The following is an 18399-nucleotide window of genomic DNA, read 5'->3' as shown; positions in this document are numbered from 1 at the left end:
ATTGTAAACCAAGGGCGGCGAACAGGCGATGTTTCACAGGGTATCTGCAGCGGCTTTTTGCTTTAGTTTGATCGGTAGTTGTGGTATAAAACGCGCCCCCGACGGGGACACCGCTTTTAAAGGGCGCATTTGTCGGGGAATTAACCTTAACGCCGCCCGTGTCTCGGCACATGATCCCGGGTGCTCGCCAGCCACTTCGTGTGAAGTGAAGGCTGCCGGGTTGGGTCATGGGAGATGCGCAAGCAAGAACCCGTAAAAGGAAAATCTGATGTCACATGTAAGCATGCGCGATATGCTGCAGGCTGGTGTCCACTTCGGTCACCAAACCCGCTTCTGGAACCCCAAAATGGCACCTTATATCTTTGGTGCCCGTAATAAGATCCATATCATTAACCTTGAGCACACTGTTCCGGCGTTTAACGAAGCCCTGGATAAGATTGTCGAGCTGGCTGGTAACCGCAACAAGATTCTGTTTGTTGGCACCAAACGCGCTGCCGGCAAAATCATTGCTGAGCAGGCACAGCGTGCCGGCATGCCATTTGTCAGCCACCGCTGGCTGGGTGGTATGCTCACCAACTACAAGACTATTCGCCAGTCAATCAAGCGTCTGCGTGACCTGGAAGCCCAACAGGCTGACGGCACCTTTGACAAGCTGACCAAAAAAGAAGCCCTGATGCGTCGCCGCGACATGGAAAAGCTTGAGCGCTCCATTGGTGGTATCAAAGATATGGGCGGTCTGCCCGATGCTCTGTTCGTTATCGACGTTGATCACGAGCGCATCGCGATTCAGGAAGCTAACAAGCTGGGTATCCCCGTTATAGGCATTGTGGATACCAACAGTGATCCGGAAGGTGTTGACTACGTAATTCCGGGCAACGATGACGCGATCCGCGCTATCAAGCTGTACACCACTGCGATTGCGGATGCGATTGCCTCGACTCGCTCTGATGGCGGCGTATCTGCCAAAGACGAATTTGTCGAAGTACAGGCTGACGACGCCGATCAAGCCTGATCGGTAGCGCAGGCCAAAGGGGCTGCGGCCCCTTTTTTGTAAGCACTCATTAGTGGGGCGGGCCTGCAACTTCAGCGTCTGAAACGCATTTGACTAACGGGCTCGGCATGGTCGGGCCAATTTCCGGAGGAATTTCAAATGGCTGCAGTATCTGCAAGCATGGTTAAGGAACTGCGCGAGCGCACAGGGCTCGGCATGATGGAATGTAAAAAGGCACTGGTAGAAGCCGGTGGTGATATCGAACTGGCGATTGAAGAGCTGCGCAAGTCCAGTGGCATGAAAGCCGCCAAAAAAGCAGGTCGTACTGCGGCTGATGGTGTGGTTGCAGCCAAAGTGGCGGAAGACGGTTCTTACGGTGTGCTGGTTGAAGTTAACAGCGAGACCGACTTTGTTGCGCGTGACGACAACTTCATGGGATTTGTGAGCAAGGTTGTTGAGAAAGCCTTTGAAACCAAGCAGGACGACGTTGCTGCCTTGATGGCTGGCGAGCTGGAAACTGCCCGTGAGGCACTGGTTCAGAAAATCGGTGAGAACATCTCTGTTCGTCGCATCAATGTGGTAACAGCTGAAGGTGGTGCGGTAGGCAGCTATGTTCACTCTAACAACCGTATTGGCGTACTGGTTGCGCTGAAAGGCGGTGACGTTGAAGTGGCGCGCGATGTAGCCATGCACGTGGCGGCGGTTAACCCTCAGGTTGCCAAGCCCGACGACATGCCTGCCGATATGATCGAGAAAGAGCGTGAGATCTACACCGCGCAAGCCCAGGAAAGCGGCAAGCCGCCGGAAATCATTGAGAAAATGATCGAAGGCCGTATTCGTAAGTTCCTGGCTGAAAACAGCCTGACTGAGCAAGCCTTTGTAAAAGATCCTGACACAACGGTTGGTAAGCTGCTTAAAGGCGCCGGCGCCGATATTCTCGGTTTTGTCCGCCTGGAAGTAGGTGAGGGTATCGAAAAAGAGGAAGTGGATTTTGCGGCAGAAGTAGCCGCACAGCTAAAAGGCTGATTCCTCTCCCAAAAAATGGGGCCTTCGGGCCCCATTTTCGTATTACAATACGCGCAATTTACAACGGGGCCGGATGGTTATGGGCAGTCAAAACCGCGACAAAAAGTACAAGCGTATATTGTTGAAACTGAGCGGCGAAGCGCTCATGGGCGAGATGGGTTTTGGTATTGACCCCAAAGTTCTGGATCGCATGGCGCTGGAGATTGGCCAGCTGGTCGGTATTGGCGTGCAGGTTGGCCTGGTCGTTGGTGGCGGCAACCTGTTTCGGGGTGCAGCATTGAACGCCGCGGGCCTGGACCGGGTAACTGGGGATCACATGGGCATGCTGGCCACCGTCATGAACGGGCTAGCATTGCGAGACGCGCTGGAGCGCAGCAATATCAAATCCCGTGTCATGTCGGCCATTCCTATGAGTGGTGTGGTAGATCACTATGACCGCCGCAAAGCCATTCGCTCGTTGGAGCGCGGCGAGGTGGTGATTTTTTCAGCCGGTACGGGCAACCCCTTCTTTACGACCGATTCCGCAGCCTGTCTGCGCGGTATTGAGATGGAAGCCAATCTGGTACTGAAGGCAACCAAGGTTGACGGTGTCTACAGTGCTGATCCGATGAAAGACCCCAATGCAGTAAAATACGATCGCCTTAGTTATGACGAGGTGCTCGATAAAAAACTGGAAGTGATGGATCTGACGGCGATCTGTCTGTGCCGCGACCACAGTATGCCACTGCGCGTTTTTGCGATGGAGCAAAAAGGCGCGCTGTTAAGTATTGTAGTGGGCGGAACAGAAGGTACGCTGGTATCTGAATCGTCAGGAGAACAGTAAGTGATTAACGAAATCAAAGAAGACGCCGCTGAGCGCATGAGTAAATCCGTGGACGTACTGGGAACGAATTTCAACAAGATTCGCACCGGGCGCGCTCACCCGAGCATTTTGGACTCCATCAAGGTCTCCTATTATGGGTCTGATGCGCCACTGAGTCAGGTGGCCAACATCAATGTTGAGGACGCGCGTACGCTGTCGGTGATTCCCTGGGAAAAGAACATGGTGCCGGAAATCGAAAAGGCGATCATGAAGTCGGATCTGGGTCTGAATCCAAGCACGGCTGGGGCTAATATTCGCATTCCAATGCCGATGTTGACCGAAGAAACACGCAAGGGCTACATCAAGCAGGCCCGTCAAGAAGCTGAGAATGCGCGTGTCTCGGTGCGTAATATCCGTCGCGATGCGCTGGCTGATCTCAAAGCGTTGCAGAAAGATAAGGACATCAGTGAGGATGAGGAGCGTCGCGCCGCCGATGATGTCCAGAAACTGACCGACAAGTATATCGCTGAAATTGACCGCGAGCTGGCGGAAAAAGAAAAAGACCTGATGGAAATCTGACGGTTTGATGAGTACTGAAACCGTTTCGCAGCCGGTACCCCGTCACGTCGCCATCATTATGGATGGCAACAACCGTTGGGCCAAACGTCGCGGACTTAAAGATTACGCTGGCCACCGTGCCGGCGTAGAGGCCATTCGCGAGGTATTGGCTGCGTTTCAGGACGCCGGGGTTCGCACGGTCTCGCTGTTTGCCTTTAGCAGTGAAAACTGGCGGCGCCCCACGGCCGAAGTGAATGCGCTGATGAAGTTGTTTTCCAACTACCTCGACAGTGAAATTCGCAAGCTCAAAGAGGACGGCGTCAGGCTGCGGTTTATTGGTCGACGCGATCGGTTGTCAAAGTCCTTATTAACAAAAATGGACTATGCCGAGCAGTCGACCCGATTTAACCGGGAAACAAGCCTGAATATTGCGCTCGATTACGGTGGGCAGTGGGATATTACCCAGGCTGCGCGTAACCTGGCTGAAAAGGTCAAGGCTGGTGAGCTGGCACCTGATGAGATCACCGAAGAGCGGCTGGCCGAGCAACTTAGCCTGGCGCACCTGCCTGACCCGGATCTGTGTATCCGTACTGCGGGTGAGCATCGCCTCAGCAATTTCCTGCTGTGGCAGTTGGCCTATGCCGAGTATTACTTTTGTGATGCGCTGTGGCCCGACTTTGACCGCGATCAGGTGGCACTGGCATTACAGAGTTATGCTGACCGTGAACGTCGATTCGGAGGCCGCTTGGACGCGTCCCCGAACGACAACAATAACACCAAAGGTCAAAATCTTGCTTAAACAACGAATTATCACCGCGATTGCGATCGTGGTTCCGCTGGTGCTGTTGCTCGCCGTTTTGGAGCCGATAGCGCTGATGGTGCTGTTCGCAGCGATTGTGCTGGGTGCGGCCTGGGAATGGTCGGACCTCTCGGGTATTGGGTCGCTGGTGTTGCGGGCGCTTTACACGCTGGCGATGGCGGCGGGGATGGGCGTACTGTTTCTCGAATCCAACCTTTCCAGCGTTGTTCCCGACAGCGAAGTGATTCGCGATGTATTGCATATAGCCGGTGTGTGGTGGGCGATTGCCTTGCTGTGGGTGATGGGCTATCCCGGTAGTGCCAGGTTGTGGGGTAACCTCGCGGTGAGAGCGCTGCTGGGCTTTGTTGTATTGCTGCCTACTTGGCTGGCACTGTGTTATCTGCGTCTGCAGGGTCAGGGTGTTTTGCTGATTATCTATGTGCTGCTGGTGGTGATTGCCGCCGATGTCGGAGCCTATTTCGCCGGGCGTGCCTGGGGTAAATCCAAGCTGGCTGTTAATGTCAGCCCCAATAAATCCTGGGCGGGTTTCTGGGGAGGCTTGGCGGCCAGTCAGGCGCTGGCGCTGGCGGCAGCCATGCTGTGGCCTGGTGGGCTGCCGGTCGCACTCGTTCCGTTCATGGTTTTGTCTGGTATCGCTTCCTTGGCCTCGGTATTGGGCGATTTGCTGGAAAGCATGTTCAAGCGTCACCGGGGAATCAAGGATAGCGGCAATTTGCTGCCGGGACACGGCGGCCTGCTCGACAGGCTCGACAGTCTGACAGCGGCGATTCCAGTGTTTACGCTGGGTATGATGTTGATCGGCTGGTAAGCGGCATAGTGCGGGCGCAGTAAATGGAAAATGTAACGATACTCGGATCCACAGGCTCAATCGGGCTCAGCACACTGGACGTGCTGGCGCGAGAGCCCGGGCGCTTTCAGATCTATGCTCTGACCGCCAATACTGGCGTGGCGGAAATGTTCGCTCAGATTGAAGCGGTTCGGCCGCGCTTTGCGGTGCTCCGCGACGCCGCTGCCGCTAGAGAACTGGCCGACAAGGTAAAGCATGCAGGTTTTGAAGAAACCCGGGTTTTGGCCGGTGAGAGAAGCCTGTGCGATGTGGCTTCAGCCAGTGAAGTGGACGTGGTCATGGCTGCCATTGTCGGCGCCGCAGGGCTCGAGCCAACGCTAGCGGCGGTGAATGCCGGCAAAAAAGTTCTGCTCGCCAATAAAGAGGCCCTGGTGATGGCCGGCCGCCTGTTTATGGAGGCTGTTGAGAAAGCGAACGCAGTTTTGTTGCCAATCGACAGTGAACACAACGCGATCTTCCAGTGTCTGGACGATGGCAGTCGCCGTGATCTGCCCGCACAGGGGGTTAGGCGTATTCTGCTGACGGGTTCTGGTGGCCCGTTCCGGGAGGTGCCCACCGAGGCGCTGGCAGGCGTAACGCCGGATCAGGCCTGCGCCCATCCAAACTGGTCCATGGGACGCAAGATATCGGTCGATTCGGCCACCATGATGAACAAAGGGTTGGAACTGATTGAAGCCTGCTGGTTATTCGATACTCCCCCCGAAAGCATTGATGTGGTGATTCACCCGCAGAGTATCATTCACTCCATGGTTGAATACGTCGACGGTTCGGTACTGGCACAATTGGGTAACCCTGATATGCGCACGCCGATTGCCCACGCGCTGGCCTGGCCCGAGCGTATTCCATCGGGAGTGGGTAGTCTGGATCTGATTACCCAGGGGCGTTTGGATTTTCAGGCACCGGATGAAGACAAGTTTCCCTGCCTACGCCTGGCGCGCGAGGCGGTTACGCGCGGTGGCACCGCTGCGGCTGTGCTTAACGCGGCTAACGAAGTTGCTGTGGCGGCATTTTTGGATGGCAAGCTGGCGTTCACCGCGATACCGGAGATCATAGAACGAGTGATGTCCATCGTGGCGGTGGTTGAACCGATCAGCCTGGACGATGTCAAACTCGCTGATCAACAGGGGCGTGCCGCTGCTGAGGCAGAATTGCAGGCCCTTCTGCCTTGCTAATGGCGTTAATAGAAGAAATGATCGTGCTGATTCGAACTTGATAGAGAACAACGATGCTTGATGCCTTGCAAACCATACTCGCTTTTGTCGTTACCCTGGGAATTCTGGTGGCGGTGCATGAGTTTGGGCATTTTTGGGTGGCCCGGCGCTGTGGGGTGAAGGTTTTACGTTTTTCCATTGGTTTTGGCAAACCGCTGCTAACTTGGCGTGATCGCCACAATACCGAGTTTTCACTGGCGGGTATCCCTTTGGGCGGCTACGTCAAAATGCTCGACGAGCGTGAGGGTGAGGTAGCACCGGAAGAAGTACATCTGGCATTCAATAGGCAGTCACCGGCTAAGCGCATTGCAATTGCTGCGGCTGGCCCTGTTGCTAACCTGGTATTGGCCGTGCTGGTCTACTGGCTGGTATTTATGGGTGGAACCCGGGGTGTTGCCCCTATTGTTGGTGAGGTTGAGCAGGGGTCTTTGGCGCAGCAGGCCGGACTGGCGGCTGGGCAAGAAATTGTCGCGGTCGATGGTAAGGAAACCCCGACCTGGGAGCAGCTCAATATCCGCCTGCTCGAGCGGGTGGGTGAAACCGGCGAGCTGTCGATAGCGGCCAAATACCCAGAGTCGGATTTGATCTACGAATCCACGATTGTTCTGGATGGTTGGCTCAAGGGCGTGGCGGAACCGAACCCTGTGGCCGGGCTGGGTATTGAACTGTACCGCCCGAAAGTTGAGCCCGTTATTCAGGAAGTAGTAGCAGACAGTGCCGCCGAGCGCGCCGGAATGCAGGCCGGTGATCGTCTGGTTGCTGCGGACGGCCAGCCAATCGAAGATTGGATGGCTTGGGTCGACTATGTAAAAAGCCGTCCCGGTAAAGCGATTGAACTGGGGTACGAGCGCGAAGGCACTCGTCAAAACACGACGATTACACCCGCCGGACGAGAGCAAAAGGGCGAATTGATTGGCTTTGTCGGGATGGCTGTAGTGCCGCCGCCACCGATCCCGGACAGTTGGTTCCGCGAGTACCATTACGGGCCAGTAGAGGCATTTATTGCTGCCTCACACAAAACGGTGCACATGAGCGTGTTCACGGTGGAATCCATCTATAAGATGATCACCGGGCTGCTCTCACCAAAAAACTTGAGCGGGCCCATAACCATTGCTAAAGTGGCCGGCGCTTCGGCCGAGTACGGCCTGTCGGCCTGGCTGAATTTGCTGGCTTTGCTCAGCATCAGTCTGGCCATTCTGAACCTGCTACCGGTACCGGTGCTCGACGGTGGTCATATTGTATATGGCCTGGTCGAACTGGTTTCTGGTCGTCCGGTCACGGAGAAAGTGCAGATGGTTGCCAACCAGGTGGGCATTGTCCTGGTGGTTTGCCTGATGGTGTTCGCCCTCTATAACGATGTATTGCGCCTGTAAGCTGACCGGCTTTCAGAATAATGAGTAAATAGCTGCCGCAAGGTGCGCGGTGGCCAAGGACTGTTGGTGTTCTCAAAGATTGTGAAGCGATTTCTTGTCGGCTTATTAGTGTCTGTGTCGCTGGGCGCGTTTGCGGCTGAGCGTATTGTGGTTTCTGACATTCGTGTGGAGGGCCTGCAGCGTATCTCTGCCGATACGGTGTTTGCGGCGCTACCGCTCAATGTGGGCGACCGGGTATCCGAGGATATGCTCGCCCAGGCGGCGCGTTCTCTGTTCCGTACCGGTAACTTCGACGATATAAAGATCGGCCGCGACGGCGACGTGCTGGTTATTATCGTGGCTGAACGGCCTTCGATCAGTGAGATCACCATTGACGGTAACAAGGCGATTAAGTCCGAGGCGCTGCTTGATGGTTTGAAAAACGCAGGGCTTTCCGAGGGGCAGGTATTCAAGCGATCTACCCTGGAAGGGATGCGCATGGAGCTCACCCGTCAGTATGTGTCGCAGGGGCGTTATGATGCGAGCATTGAAACCGATGTTATTGCCCAGCCTCGCAACCGGGTAGCGGTGAGCATTCACGTTAATGAAGGCAGCACCGCTGCCATCAAGCATATCAATATTGTCGGTAATCATGCCTTCTCAGACGATGAGCTGCTGGACGAGTTTGAGCTCAAGCCTTCAGGCATGTTCAGCTGGATTACCAGCAGTGACAAATACGCCAGGGAAAAGCTCAAGGGTGATCTGGAGAAGCTCAGTTCCTGGTATTTGGATCGCGGCTATATCAAATTCAATATCGATTCTACCCAAGTGGCCATCAGTCCTGATAAAGAATCGGTATACATTACCGCCAATATTTCTGAAGGTGATGTCTACAATGTGGGCAAGGTTGAACTGTCTGGCGATGTGGTACTGCCGGAAGACCAGCTGACCCCCTATTTGCTTCCTAAACCAGAAGAAACTTTCTCCCAGGTGAAGGTCACCAATACCGAAGAATTGCTTACCAAGCGCTTGGGTAACGACGGTTATAACTTTGCCCGGGTGTCGGCTATTCCCGAAATCAACGACGACGAAAAGCTGGTCGATCTGAAGTTCTTCATTGATCCGGGCAAGCGAACCTACGTGCGACGTATCGATTTCTCCGGCAACCACCGCACCTCTGATGAAGTGCTGCGTCGGGAAATGCGGCAAATGGAATCGGCGCCGGCGTCGCAATCCAATATTGAATTGTCACGTATTCGTCTGGAGCGCCTCGGTTTCTTCAAGGAAGCGAAGGTCGAAACCCGGGAGGTGCCGGGTACCGACGATATGATCGACCTTGAATACGTGGTTGAAGAGCAGAGCTCGGGCTCACTGGCTGCCAGTGTGGGTTTCTCTCAGGACAGCGGCCTGATCCTCGGTGCCAATATCCAGCAGAACAACTTTTTTGGTACCGGTAAGCAGGTGGGTATCGGCCTGTCCCGGTCAAACTTCCTGACCAATGTCAGCTTTAACTATATGGAGCCTTACTACACCGAAGATGGTGTCAGTCGTGGTTTCAGCGTGTATTACCGCAAGGCAGATCTCGATGAGGTCAATATCGCCAGCTACACCACGAATACCGCCGGTGCGGCGCTGAACTTCAGCTATCCGCTGTCTGAAATACAGCGCCTGGGCTTCAGTCTTGGCTTTGCCAATACCGAAATTGAAGCTGGTATTGGTGCGGTTCAGGAGATCAAGTCGAGCCCGCGCTTCTTTGATTTTGTAAATCAGTACTTTGTGTCTGAGTTCGATTCTGCGACCGGCAAATACAACGATGCTGATAACGATGGCAAAGAAGCCCTGTTGCCAATTTCCGCGCTGTCGCCCAGTGCAACGCCAAGCAGCGAGCCAGGATTCCTCGATCTCTACGGTGACGAGTTCGACAATTACACCATTTCAACCAACTGGCGGCGATCTACCCTCAACCGCGGTTTGTTGGCGACTCGCGGCACCTCTCAGACCCTGTCACTGGAAGTCGCGTTGCCGGGTTCTGACACCGAATATTACAAGTTGATGTATAACGGCCAGTTGCTGGTTCCCCTGGTCAACGACTTTGTGCTGCGCTTTAAAACTGAGCTAGGCTATGGCGACGGCTACGGTGATCTTGATGAGCTGCCGTTTTTCGAGAATTTTTACGCCGGTGGGTTTGGGTCTATTCGTGGCTACAAGAGCAATACGCTGGGGCCGCACAGTACACCGGCCCAGATTTACCGCATCTCGCAGGCCGCGACCGGTTACGATGCTAACAATCAGGCAACGGGTTTGTCTGGCGCAGCGTACGTGGTTGACCCGTCGACCGGGCAACTTGTGTCTACATCCTTCGAAAACGATACAGACCCCTTCGGTGGCAATGTATTGATTGAAACCAGCATCGAACTGCTGGTGCCGCTGCCTTTCGTCAAAGATCAGCGCTCGGTGCGCTCGGGCTTTTTCTTTGACGCAGGCAATGTGTTCAGCTCCAATTGTCGCAGCAGTCAGCTCAATTGCTCAGGTGTCGACCTGTCCAAGCTGCGCTATTCCGCGGGTTTCGGCCTGACCTGGATCACCGGCATGGGACCGTTGACCTTCAGTCTGGCGCGCGCGCTTAACGACGAAGCTATTGATGAGACCGAAGTGTTCCAGTTCTCACTGGGACGTACCTTCTAACTTGAACGTAACGAAATAACATTGGGAGAAGTATTGTGTTGAAACTGAAAACTGTCGCCTTTTCGCTGTTGCTGGCGATTGCAGCCAGCGCTTCAATGGCTGCGGAAAAAATTGTCGTGCTGGACGTGCAGGCGGCAATACTTAATAGTGACAAAGCGCAGGAACGCCTGAAAGCCATGCGCGAGCAAAAGGAATTCAAGGCCAACCTCAAAGAAGTTGAAAAACTGCAGGAAGAGCACAACGAGCTGGTCGCCAAGCTGAAGAAAGACAGCGCGGTGATGAGTCAGGAGCAGTTGCAGGCGCAAACCCAGAAAATCAGCGAAAAGCGTTCTGACATCGAGCACGTTTATCGCAAATTGAAGGCCGCCGAGCAAAAACTTGTGCAAGAAGTGGTTCAGGATTTAGGGCCCAAGTTGCAGGAAGTGGTCAACAAAATGATCAAGGATGATGATATCGGTATGATCATCGATGCTAAGGCAACGCTGCACGTGACCAACGCCTACAATATTACGGCCAAAGTGACCGATAAAATCAATCAGGCCAAGTAAATCATGAGCCAGTCCTCGACCTATACCCTGGGTGAAATAGCAGAAAGTCTGCAGCTCGAGTGTGTCGGGGACCCTTCCCTCAGGATTAATGGCCTTGGTACTTTGGCGAGTGCGGATTCACATCAGTTAACTTTCCTCGCCAACCCCAAATACCAAAAGCAGCTCGCCGACACGAAAGCTGGCGCGGTGATTTTGCACCGCGATCTGGCTGCTGGTACCGACCTTCCAAAACTGTTGTCTGATAATCCCTATCTCTCGTTTGCCCGAGCCACAGCACTGTTTGACGACACGCCTTCGCCGCAGGGTATACACCCTTCGGCTGTGGTCGCTGCTACAGCACAATTAGGCAAAGGGGTAAGCATTGGCGCCAATGTTGTTGTGGGTGAACACTGCCGTATCGGTGCCGGTTCTGCGTTACATCCCGGGGTGGCGCTGTCGGACAACGTGCAGATAGGCGAAGGCTGTGTGCTGTTTCCCGGCGTTACGGTTTATCACCGGGTCAAGATTGGCAATGATGTGCGCGTACACTCCGGCGTTGTTATTGGCGCCGATGGCTTTGGCTTTGCGCCAAGCGGCGGTGCGTGGAATAAAATTTATCAGCTTGGCGGTGTGCAAATAGGTGACCGGGTAGAAATTGGCGCCGGCACCACCATCGATCGCGGTGCGTTGGATGATACGATTATTGGTAACGACGTAATTTTCGATAGCCAGGTACTTATAGCGCACAATGTGGTGATTGGTGATGGGTCGGCTTTTGCGGGAAGATCTGCTGTGGCCGGTAGTACAGTTATTGGCAAGCAGTGCACCGTGGGTGGCGGTGCCGGCATTGTAGGCCATTTAACGATTGCAGATCGGGTGCATGTTACCGCTTGTACCTTGGTGACTAAATCGATTACTGAGCCAGGCGCATCTTTCTCGTCTGGGACGCCGATGATGCCAACTAGCGATTGGCGCAAAAGTGCGGTGCGTTTTTCGCAGCTTGATAGCCTCTCTAAGCGTTTGGGCGAAATAGAAAAGCTTTTAAACAAAAACTCTGGGAACTAAAGTTTCATGTTGATGGATGTTAACGAAATCCGGGAGTACCTCCCGCACCGCTATCCCTTTTTGTTAGTGGATCGCGTAACCGAGCTTGAGCTAGGGAAAAGCATCACAGCGATCAAAAATATCACTATCAATGAGCCGATTTTTACCGGTCATTTTCCCGAGATTCCCATCTTCCCCGGGGTATTGATTATTGAAGCCATGGCCCAGGCGGCCGGTATTCTGGGTTTCAAAACCATGGACAAAAAGCCGTCGGACGGGTCGATCTACATGTTTGCCGGCGTTGATAACGTGCGTTTTAAACGGCAGGTGGTTCCCGGTGATCAGCTGGAAATGAAAGTGCAGTACGTTTCTGACAAACGTGGCATCTGGAAGTTTGAGTGCCAGGCCTATGTGGAAGGTAAACTCGCCTGTTCGGCCACTATCCTCTGCGCAGACCGGGCTCGCTGATTATGATAGACCCACGCGCCATTATTGATCCCTCAGCAAAAATTGGTGAGAACGTCGAGATTGGCCCATGGACAATCATTGGGCCAGACGTGGAAATCGGTGATGACTGTGTGATCGCCTCCCACGTAGTACTTAAGGGGCCCACCAAAATGGGCCGAAATAACCGTATCTATCAATTTTCGTCCGTTGGTGAAGATACCCCTGATCTCAAATATCAAGGCGAGCGCACCACTCTGACTATTGGTGACAACAATGTCATTCGTGAGGGGGTGACTATTCATCGCGGAACCGTGCAGGATCGCGCTGAAACGGTCATTGGCAATCACAACCTGCTGATGGCCTATGCCCATGTGGGACATGATTCAGTGTTGGGTGATCATTGCATCATGGTGAATAATGCTGCGCTTGCGGGCCACGTGGTGCTGGGTGATTGGGCAATCCTGGGCGGCTATGCGCTGGTTCATCAGTACTGCAAGCTGGGCGCCCACAGTTTTCTTGGCATGGGTGCTGCGGTGGGTAAAGACGTGCCGGCCTATGTAACCGTTACCGGTAACCCGGCAGAAGCCAAAGGCGTAAATGTAGAAGGCCTCAAGCGAAGAGGCTTTTCAAGTGACGCCATCAGCGATATTCGCCGTGCCTACAAAGTTATATACCGCCAGGGGCTGACGACCGAAGAGGCGCTAGCCAGGCTCGACGAGCTGGCCGAGAAAACCCCTGAGATTACGCTGCTATCCGATTCGATTCGACAATCATCGCGGGGCATTGTCCGCTAGCGTTACGTCGCGACTTTGCTTAGCAGTCGAGTCTGTTTACCACAACAATAATGTTGCCGGAGCCCATGGCGAAACGAAGACTACACATTGGTATTGTCGTCGGGGAGGCCTCCGGCGATATTCTTGGCGCAGGATTAATTAAGGCCCTGCAGCTGCGCGCCGCTCAGATTGGTATCGAACTTCATATTGATGGGGTTGGTGGGCCGCGCATGATCGCTGCCGGTTTTAACTCGCTGTATCCCATGGATCGCTTATCGGTCATGGGTTTCACCGAGCCTCTCAAACGCTTGCCTGAACTGCTGGGCATGCGTAAACATCTGAAGCAGCACTTCCGCGAAACTCGGCCCGATGTATTTATCGGGATCGATTCACCTGATTTTACGCTCAATATTGAAGCTGACCTGAAAAGCGTTGGCATCAAAACGGTTCACTACGTCAGTCCGTCGGTCTGGGCCTGGCGTCAGGGTAGAATCAAGACGATCGCGCGCGCGGTCGATTTGATGCTGACGCTACTACCCTTTGAAGCCGCGTTTTATGAAGCGCACAGTGTGCCTGTGCGTTTTGTCGGGCATCCGTTAGCGGATGAATTTCCTCTCGACGATCAGCGAGACACATCGCGAAAAATTCTGGGACTGGGCGACACCGATCGTGTATTGGCTGTGCTGCCTGGCAGTCGCGCTGGAGAAGTTGGGCAGCTTGCCCCTGCCTTTCTCGATACAGTGGACTGGCTTATGCAGCAACGCCCTGAGCTGAAGGTTTTGGTGCCGGCGGCCAGTGCTGAGCGGCGCCGGCAAATTGAAACGCTGCTGATCGACCGGGCGACAACCGTGCAATTACTTGATGGTCAATCGCGCGAGGCGATGGCGGCCGCTGATGCCGTGCTTATGGCGTCTGGAACGACTACGCTGGAAGCTATGTTGCTTAAACGGCCAATGGTCGTGGCCTATAAGATGGGTGGCTTTAGTTATGCCATTCTTTCACGCTTGGTAAAAACCCCTTATATCTCCCTGCCGAACCTGCTGGCGACAGAGAGTCTGGTGCCGGAAATCATTCAGAATGATGTACGGCCTGAGGTGCTGGGGCCGCTACTACTGGAGCGGCTAGATGGAAGCGATGCTGTTGATGCACTGAAGGTTCGCTTTACCCAACTGCATCGAGAGATTGCCCTGAATGCCAGTGACAGTGCCGCCGAGGCGATTTGGCAACTGATGGAGGCAGAACATGGCTGATCTGTTTGATAGTTTCGAGTTTCCGCCGCTGACCGCGGGTGTGGATGAGGTTGGGCGTGGGCCATTGGCCGGTGATGTCGTCACTGCCGCAGTTATCCTTGATCCGAATAATCCCATTGTGGGTTTGAATGACTCCAAAAAGCTGACCGAGAAAAAGCGGCTGGCGTTGTTTGACGAAATTCGGGAAAAGGCCTTGAGCTTTAGCATAGCCCGGGCGTCGATCGACGAAATCGACAGCCTCAATATTTTACAGGCGAGCCTGCTGGCGATGAAGCGCGCAGTCGAGGCGCTGCCGGTGCAGCCGCAGTATGTGTTAGTGGACGGCAATCGCCTGCCCAAGTGGAGCTACCCGGCACAGGCGGTCGTAAAGGGCGATAGCCTGCATGCCTGTATTGGTGCAGCGTCGATACTGGCGAAAGTAACCCGCGACGCTGAAATGGATGCTTTGGCTGAGCAATACCCTCATTATGGTTTCGCCAGCCATAAGGGGTATCCTACCAAAGTGCATCTGGATGCTCTGCGTGAACATGGGGTGACGCCGTTTCACCGTCGCTCTTACGCGCCGGTACGCAAAATTGTCGAGGAGCTTTCATGACCGGTTTTGTCCATCTTCGAGTGCATTCCGAATATTCCCTGTCGGACGGCATCGTGCGGATCAAGCCGCTGATCAAAGCTGTCGGCGAGCAGGGTATGCCTGCGGTAGCGCTAACTGATCGCTGTAACTTCTATGCGCTGATCAAATTTCACAAGGCCTGCTACAACGCGGGTATCAAACCAATCTACGGCAGTGACTTTTACCTGCGCGATGAGCATGACCCGGAGCATTTCAGCCAGATTGTGCTGTTGGCTCGCAACAATACGGGATATGCCAATCTACGCGTGTTGATCTCCCGCGCCTATCAGGAAGGCCAACAGCAGGGTAAACCCTATATACAGCGGCAGTGGTTGAGAGAGCTGGGCGAAGGTCTGATTGTGCTGTCCGGTGGCCGCGAAGGGGATGTGGGTCAATACCTCCTGTCGGGCAAGCGTGAGCTTGCGGCTGATTGCTTGCGAGGTTGGCAGCAGGACTTCCCGGGTAGTTATTACCTGGAACTGCAGCGCACTCACCGGGAATATGAAGAAGACTACCTGCACGCGGCAGTAGAGCTCGCAGCGGAACTGGACTGCCCAGTAGTCGCGACCAACGATGTGCAGTTTCTCAAAGCCGAAGAGTACGAAGCGCATGAGACCCGCGTGTGTATCGCTGACGGCAGAACCCTGGATGACCCGCGTCGTGCGCGTCGCTACAGTCAGGACCAATACCTGCGTTCGCCCGAAGAAATGGCTGAGCTGTTTTCCGACATTCCAGAAGCTCTGGAAAACACAGTTGAAATTGCGAAACGCTGCAATGTAGAAATCGAGCTGGGCACCTACTACTTGCCTGAGTACCCGATTCCTGAGGGCATGACGCAGGATGAGTTTTTCCGTCAGCTTTCGCACAAGGGGTTGGATGAACGGCTGGAGTTTTTGTTTGACACCAGCGCCCCGGATTTTCCGGAAAAGCAGAAGGAATATCGCGACCGGCTCGATTTTGAACTCAATATTATTCTGCAGATGGGGTTTCCCGGTTACTTCCTGATCGTGATGGACTTTATCCAATGGGCCAAGGATCACGGTATTCCGGTAGGTCCCGGACGGGGGTCGGGTGCCGGCTCTCTAGTCGCCTATGCGCTGAAGATCACAGACCTTGATCCTATCGAATACGATTTGCTGTTTGAGCGCTTCCTCAATCCAGAGCGGGTGTCCATGCCCGACTTTGACGTTGACTTCTGTATGGAGGGTCGCGACCGGGTGATCTCCTACGTGGCCGATCACTATGGCCGCGAGGCGGTGAGCCAGATCATTACTTTCGGCACCATGGCCGCCAAGGCGGTGGTGCGCGATGTCGCGCGGGTTCAGGGTAAGCCTTATATGGTGGGCGATAAACTGTCCAAATTGATTCCCTTTGAAGTGGGCATGACCCTGGAAAAAGCCTACGAACAGGAGGAGGCGCTGCGCCAGTATCTGGCTGAAGACGAAGCCGGTCAGGAAATCTGGGATATGGCCCTCAAGCTCGAGGGTATTACCCGCGGGGTAGGTAAGCACGCCGGGGGGGTGGTGATAGCGCCCTCGCGCCTGACGGACTTCTCGCCGTTGTATTGCGATGAAACCGGCAGCGGCCTAGTCACCCAGTACGACAAGAACGATGTGGAAGAGGCGGGGCTGGTCAAGTTCGACTTTCTTGGCTTGCGCACCCTGACCATCATCGATTGGGCGCTGGAAATCATCAACGGCAAGCGCGAGAAAGCGGGCGAGGAAGCGCTGGATATCATGGCGATCCCGCTGGACGATGCCGACAGCTTTACGCTGTTGAAGCGCGCCGAGACCACAGCGGTTTTCCAGCTCGAATCGCGCGGCATGAAAGACCTGATCAAACGCCTGCTACCCGACCGCTTTGAAGATATCGTGGCACTGGTGGCTCTGTTCCGGCCGGGGCCGTTGCAGTCCGGTATGGTTGACGACTTTATCAACCGAAAACACGGGCGGGAAGAACCGTCTTATCCCCATCCCCAGTATCAGCATGAATGCCTGAAACCGATACTGGAGCCAACCTACGGCATTATTCTGTATCAGGAACAGGTGATGCAGATTGCCCAGGAAATGGGCGGCTACTCCCTTGGTGGCGCTGATCTGTTGCGTCGAGCGATGGGTAAGAAAAAACCGGAAGAGATGGCGAAACAGCGGGAGTTGTTTCTCGCCGGTGCAGTGGAGAAGGGTTTCGATAAGGACCTGGCCTCCAATATCTTTGATTTGATGGAAAAATTCGCCGGCTACGGTTTTAACAAATCTCACTCGGCCGCCTACGCTCTGGTGTCGTATCAGACCGCTTGGCTCAAGGCGCATTACCCCGCTGAATTCATGGCTGCGGTCATGAGTTCGGAATTGGACAATACCGACAAGATCGTAACCTTTATCGAAGAATGTCGGGCGATGAAGTTGCCGCTGAAGTTGCCCGATGTGAATCAGGGTGAGTACAAGTTTACGGTTAACGATGCCGGAGAAATCATCTACGGCCTGGGCGCAATTAAAGGGCTGGGTGAAGGGCCGGTGGAAAATTTGATTGCCGCGCGTAAAGCCGGCGGTACTTTCAAAAACCTGTTTGATTTTTGTACCCGAACTGACCCGCGCAAGGTTAACAAGCGCGCACTGGAGGCGTTGATTCGCGCAGGAGCCTTCGACTCTCTGGGTGAAGACCGCGCCGTGCTGATGGCGAGCCTTCCGGAAGCGGTGAAAGGTGCCGAGCAGACCGCCAAAAACGAAGAAGCCGGTATGCTCGATATGTTTGGTGAAACGCTAGCTGCTGACGAGCGCGACGTGTACGAAGATTTTCGCAATGTGCGCCGCTGGAATACCCGCGAGCGCCTGCAGGGCGAGAAGGATACTCTGGGCCTGTATGTTACCGGTCACCCGATAGATGATTACGAAGCAGAGATTCGTCAATTTGTTCCCAAGCGCATTGTCGATCTGAAGCCGGACAATCAGAACTGCAAGGTGGCTGGGCTGGTCGTGGGTATGCGGGTGATAAAGACCCGCCGTGGCGACATGGCAGTGGTTACCCTCGACGACCGCAGTGCCCGGATCGATGCGGCCCTTTACTCCGAGGCCTTCCAGCAATGCAAGGAGAAACTCGGTAAGGATCAGATCCTGGTGGTGGAAGGCAAGGTGTCACCGGATGACTTCACCGGTGGTCTGAAAATGTCGGTCGACAGCCTGCTGACGCTGGCCGAGGCACGCGAAGCTCGGGCACGTCGCCTGCGCTTGCAATTGAATGCCGAGCAAATGGGGCAATTTATCCAGCGGATTAAGTCCCACCTGCATCACGCTAAAGGTGGCTCCTGCCCGGTGGTCATCGCCTACCAGCGCGAAGAATGCAGCGCAGATATTCGCTTGGGGGAAGAGTGGCAGGTGCGTCCAAGTGACGAACTGATTCATCGTTTACGTGACGACTGCGGCATTAATAACGTGGTCATCGATTACGATTAACGTA

At 54.5% G+C, this 18399-nt stretch carries 16 protein-coding genes; all 16 read left to right on the top strand.

Features of this window, described 5'->3' with window-relative positions:
- Positions 1-268: 268 nt before the first annotated feature.
- The 16 genes from rpsB to dnaE all read left to right on the top strand — a co-directional run bounded on the left by rpsB (position 269) and on the right by dnaE (position 18395).
- Complete coding sequence (rpsB, locus tag AC222A_RS02070) at positions 269-1012, top strand: 30S ribosomal protein S2 (RefSeq protein ID WP_372747455.1); 744 nt, start codon at positions 269-271, stop codon at positions 1010-1012.
- A gap of 138 nt (positions 1013-1150) precedes the next feature.
- Complete coding sequence (gene tsf / locus AC222A_RS02065) at positions 1151-2017, top strand: translation elongation factor Ts (protein ID WP_372747456.1); 867 nt, start codon at positions 1151-1153, stop codon at positions 2015-2017.
- 79 nt (positions 2018-2096) lie between these two features.
- The gene (gene pyrH, locus AC222A_RS02060; RefSeq protein ID WP_372747457.1) at positions 2097-2840 is read left to right on the top strand and encodes a UMP kinase; all 744 of its coding nucleotides are present in this window, start codon (positions 2097-2099) and stop codon (positions 2838-2840) included.
- On the top strand, positions 2841-3398 hold the full coding sequence (gene frr, locus AC222A_RS02055) for a ribosome recycling factor (protein ID WP_372747458.1): 558 nt from the start codon (positions 2841-2843) through the stop codon (positions 3396-3398).
- Positions 3399-3405: 7 nt separating this feature from the next.
- A complete protein-coding gene (gene uppS / locus AC222A_RS02050; protein WP_372747459.1) occupies positions 3406-4176 on the top strand; it encodes a polyprenyl diphosphate synthase in 771 nt (256 codons plus the stop codon).
- Entirely contained in the window at positions 4169-5005 is an 837-nt protein-coding gene (locus AC222A_RS02045; RefSeq protein WP_372747460.1) for a phosphatidate cytidylyltransferase, read from the top strand. Before uppS ends, AC222A_RS02045 begins: the two co-directional genes overlap by 8 nt.
- A gap of 23 nt (positions 5006-5028) precedes the next feature.
- Positions 5029-6216 carry a 1-deoxy-D-xylulose-5-phosphate reductoisomerase gene (ispC, locus tag AC222A_RS02040; RefSeq protein ID WP_372758206.1) on the top strand — a complete coding sequence of 396 codons (1188 nt, stop codon included), beginning with the start codon at positions 5029-5031 and terminating at the stop codon, positions 6214-6216.
- Positions 6217-6269: 53 nt separating this feature from the next.
- The gene (gene rseP / locus AC222A_RS02035) at positions 6270-7628 is read left to right on the top strand and encodes a sigma E protease regulator RseP (protein WP_372747462.1); all 1359 of its coding nucleotides are present in this window, start codon (positions 6270-6272) and stop codon (positions 7626-7628) included.
- Between the two features lie 81 nt (positions 7629-7709).
- The gene (bamA, locus tag AC222A_RS02030) at positions 7710-10292 is read left to right on the top strand and encodes an outer membrane protein assembly factor BamA (RefSeq protein WP_372780760.1); all 2583 of its coding nucleotides are present in this window, start codon (positions 7710-7712) and stop codon (positions 10290-10292) included.
- A gap of 35 nt (positions 10293-10327) precedes the next feature.
- Positions 10328-10840, top strand: a complete 513-nt coding sequence (locus tag AC222A_RS02025) for an OmpH/Skp family outer membrane protein (RefSeq protein ID WP_372750293.1) — start codon at positions 10328-10330, stop codon at positions 10838-10840.
- 3 nt (positions 10841-10843) lie between these two features.
- Positions 10844-11884, top strand: a complete 1041-nt coding sequence (gene lpxD / locus AC222A_RS02020) for a UDP-3-O-(3-hydroxymyristoyl)glucosamine N-acyltransferase (protein ID WP_372759238.1) — start codon at positions 10844-10846, stop codon at positions 11882-11884.
- Between the two features lie 9 nt (positions 11885-11893).
- Entirely contained in the window at positions 11894-12331 is a 438-nt protein-coding gene (gene fabZ / locus AC222A_RS02015; protein WP_372748458.1) for a 3-hydroxyacyl-ACP dehydratase FabZ, read from the top strand.
- Positions 12328-13104: an acyl-ACP--UDP-N-acetylglucosamine O-acyltransferase gene (gene lpxA / locus AC222A_RS02010; protein ID WP_372748459.1), complete on the top strand. Its 777-nt coding sequence runs from the start codon at positions 12328-12330 to the stop codon at positions 13102-13104. The genes fabZ and lpxA overlap by 4 nt, the downstream gene beginning before the upstream one ends.
- A 65-nt stretch (positions 13105-13169) precedes the next feature.
- Entirely contained in the window at positions 13170-14333 is a 1164-nt protein-coding gene (gene lpxB / locus AC222A_RS02005; protein ID WP_486774589.1) for a lipid-A-disaccharide synthase, read from the top strand.
- A complete protein-coding gene (gene rnhB / locus AC222A_RS02000; RefSeq protein ID WP_372748454.1) occupies positions 14326-14928 on the top strand; it encodes a ribonuclease HII in 603 nt (200 codons plus the stop codon). Before lpxB ends, rnhB begins: the two co-directional genes overlap by 8 nt.
- Complete coding sequence (dnaE, locus tag AC222A_RS01995; protein ID WP_372748455.1) at positions 14925-18395, top strand: DNA polymerase III subunit alpha; 3471 nt, start codon at positions 14925-14927, stop codon at positions 18393-18395. Before rnhB ends, dnaE begins: the two co-directional genes overlap by 4 nt.
- Positions 18396-18399: the final 4 nt, after the last annotated feature.

It is taken from the genome of Litorivivens sp., from assembly GCF_057445395.1.
Note: the sequence above shows the minus strand (reverse complement) of the source record. Positions and strands in the feature narration are given on the sequence as shown.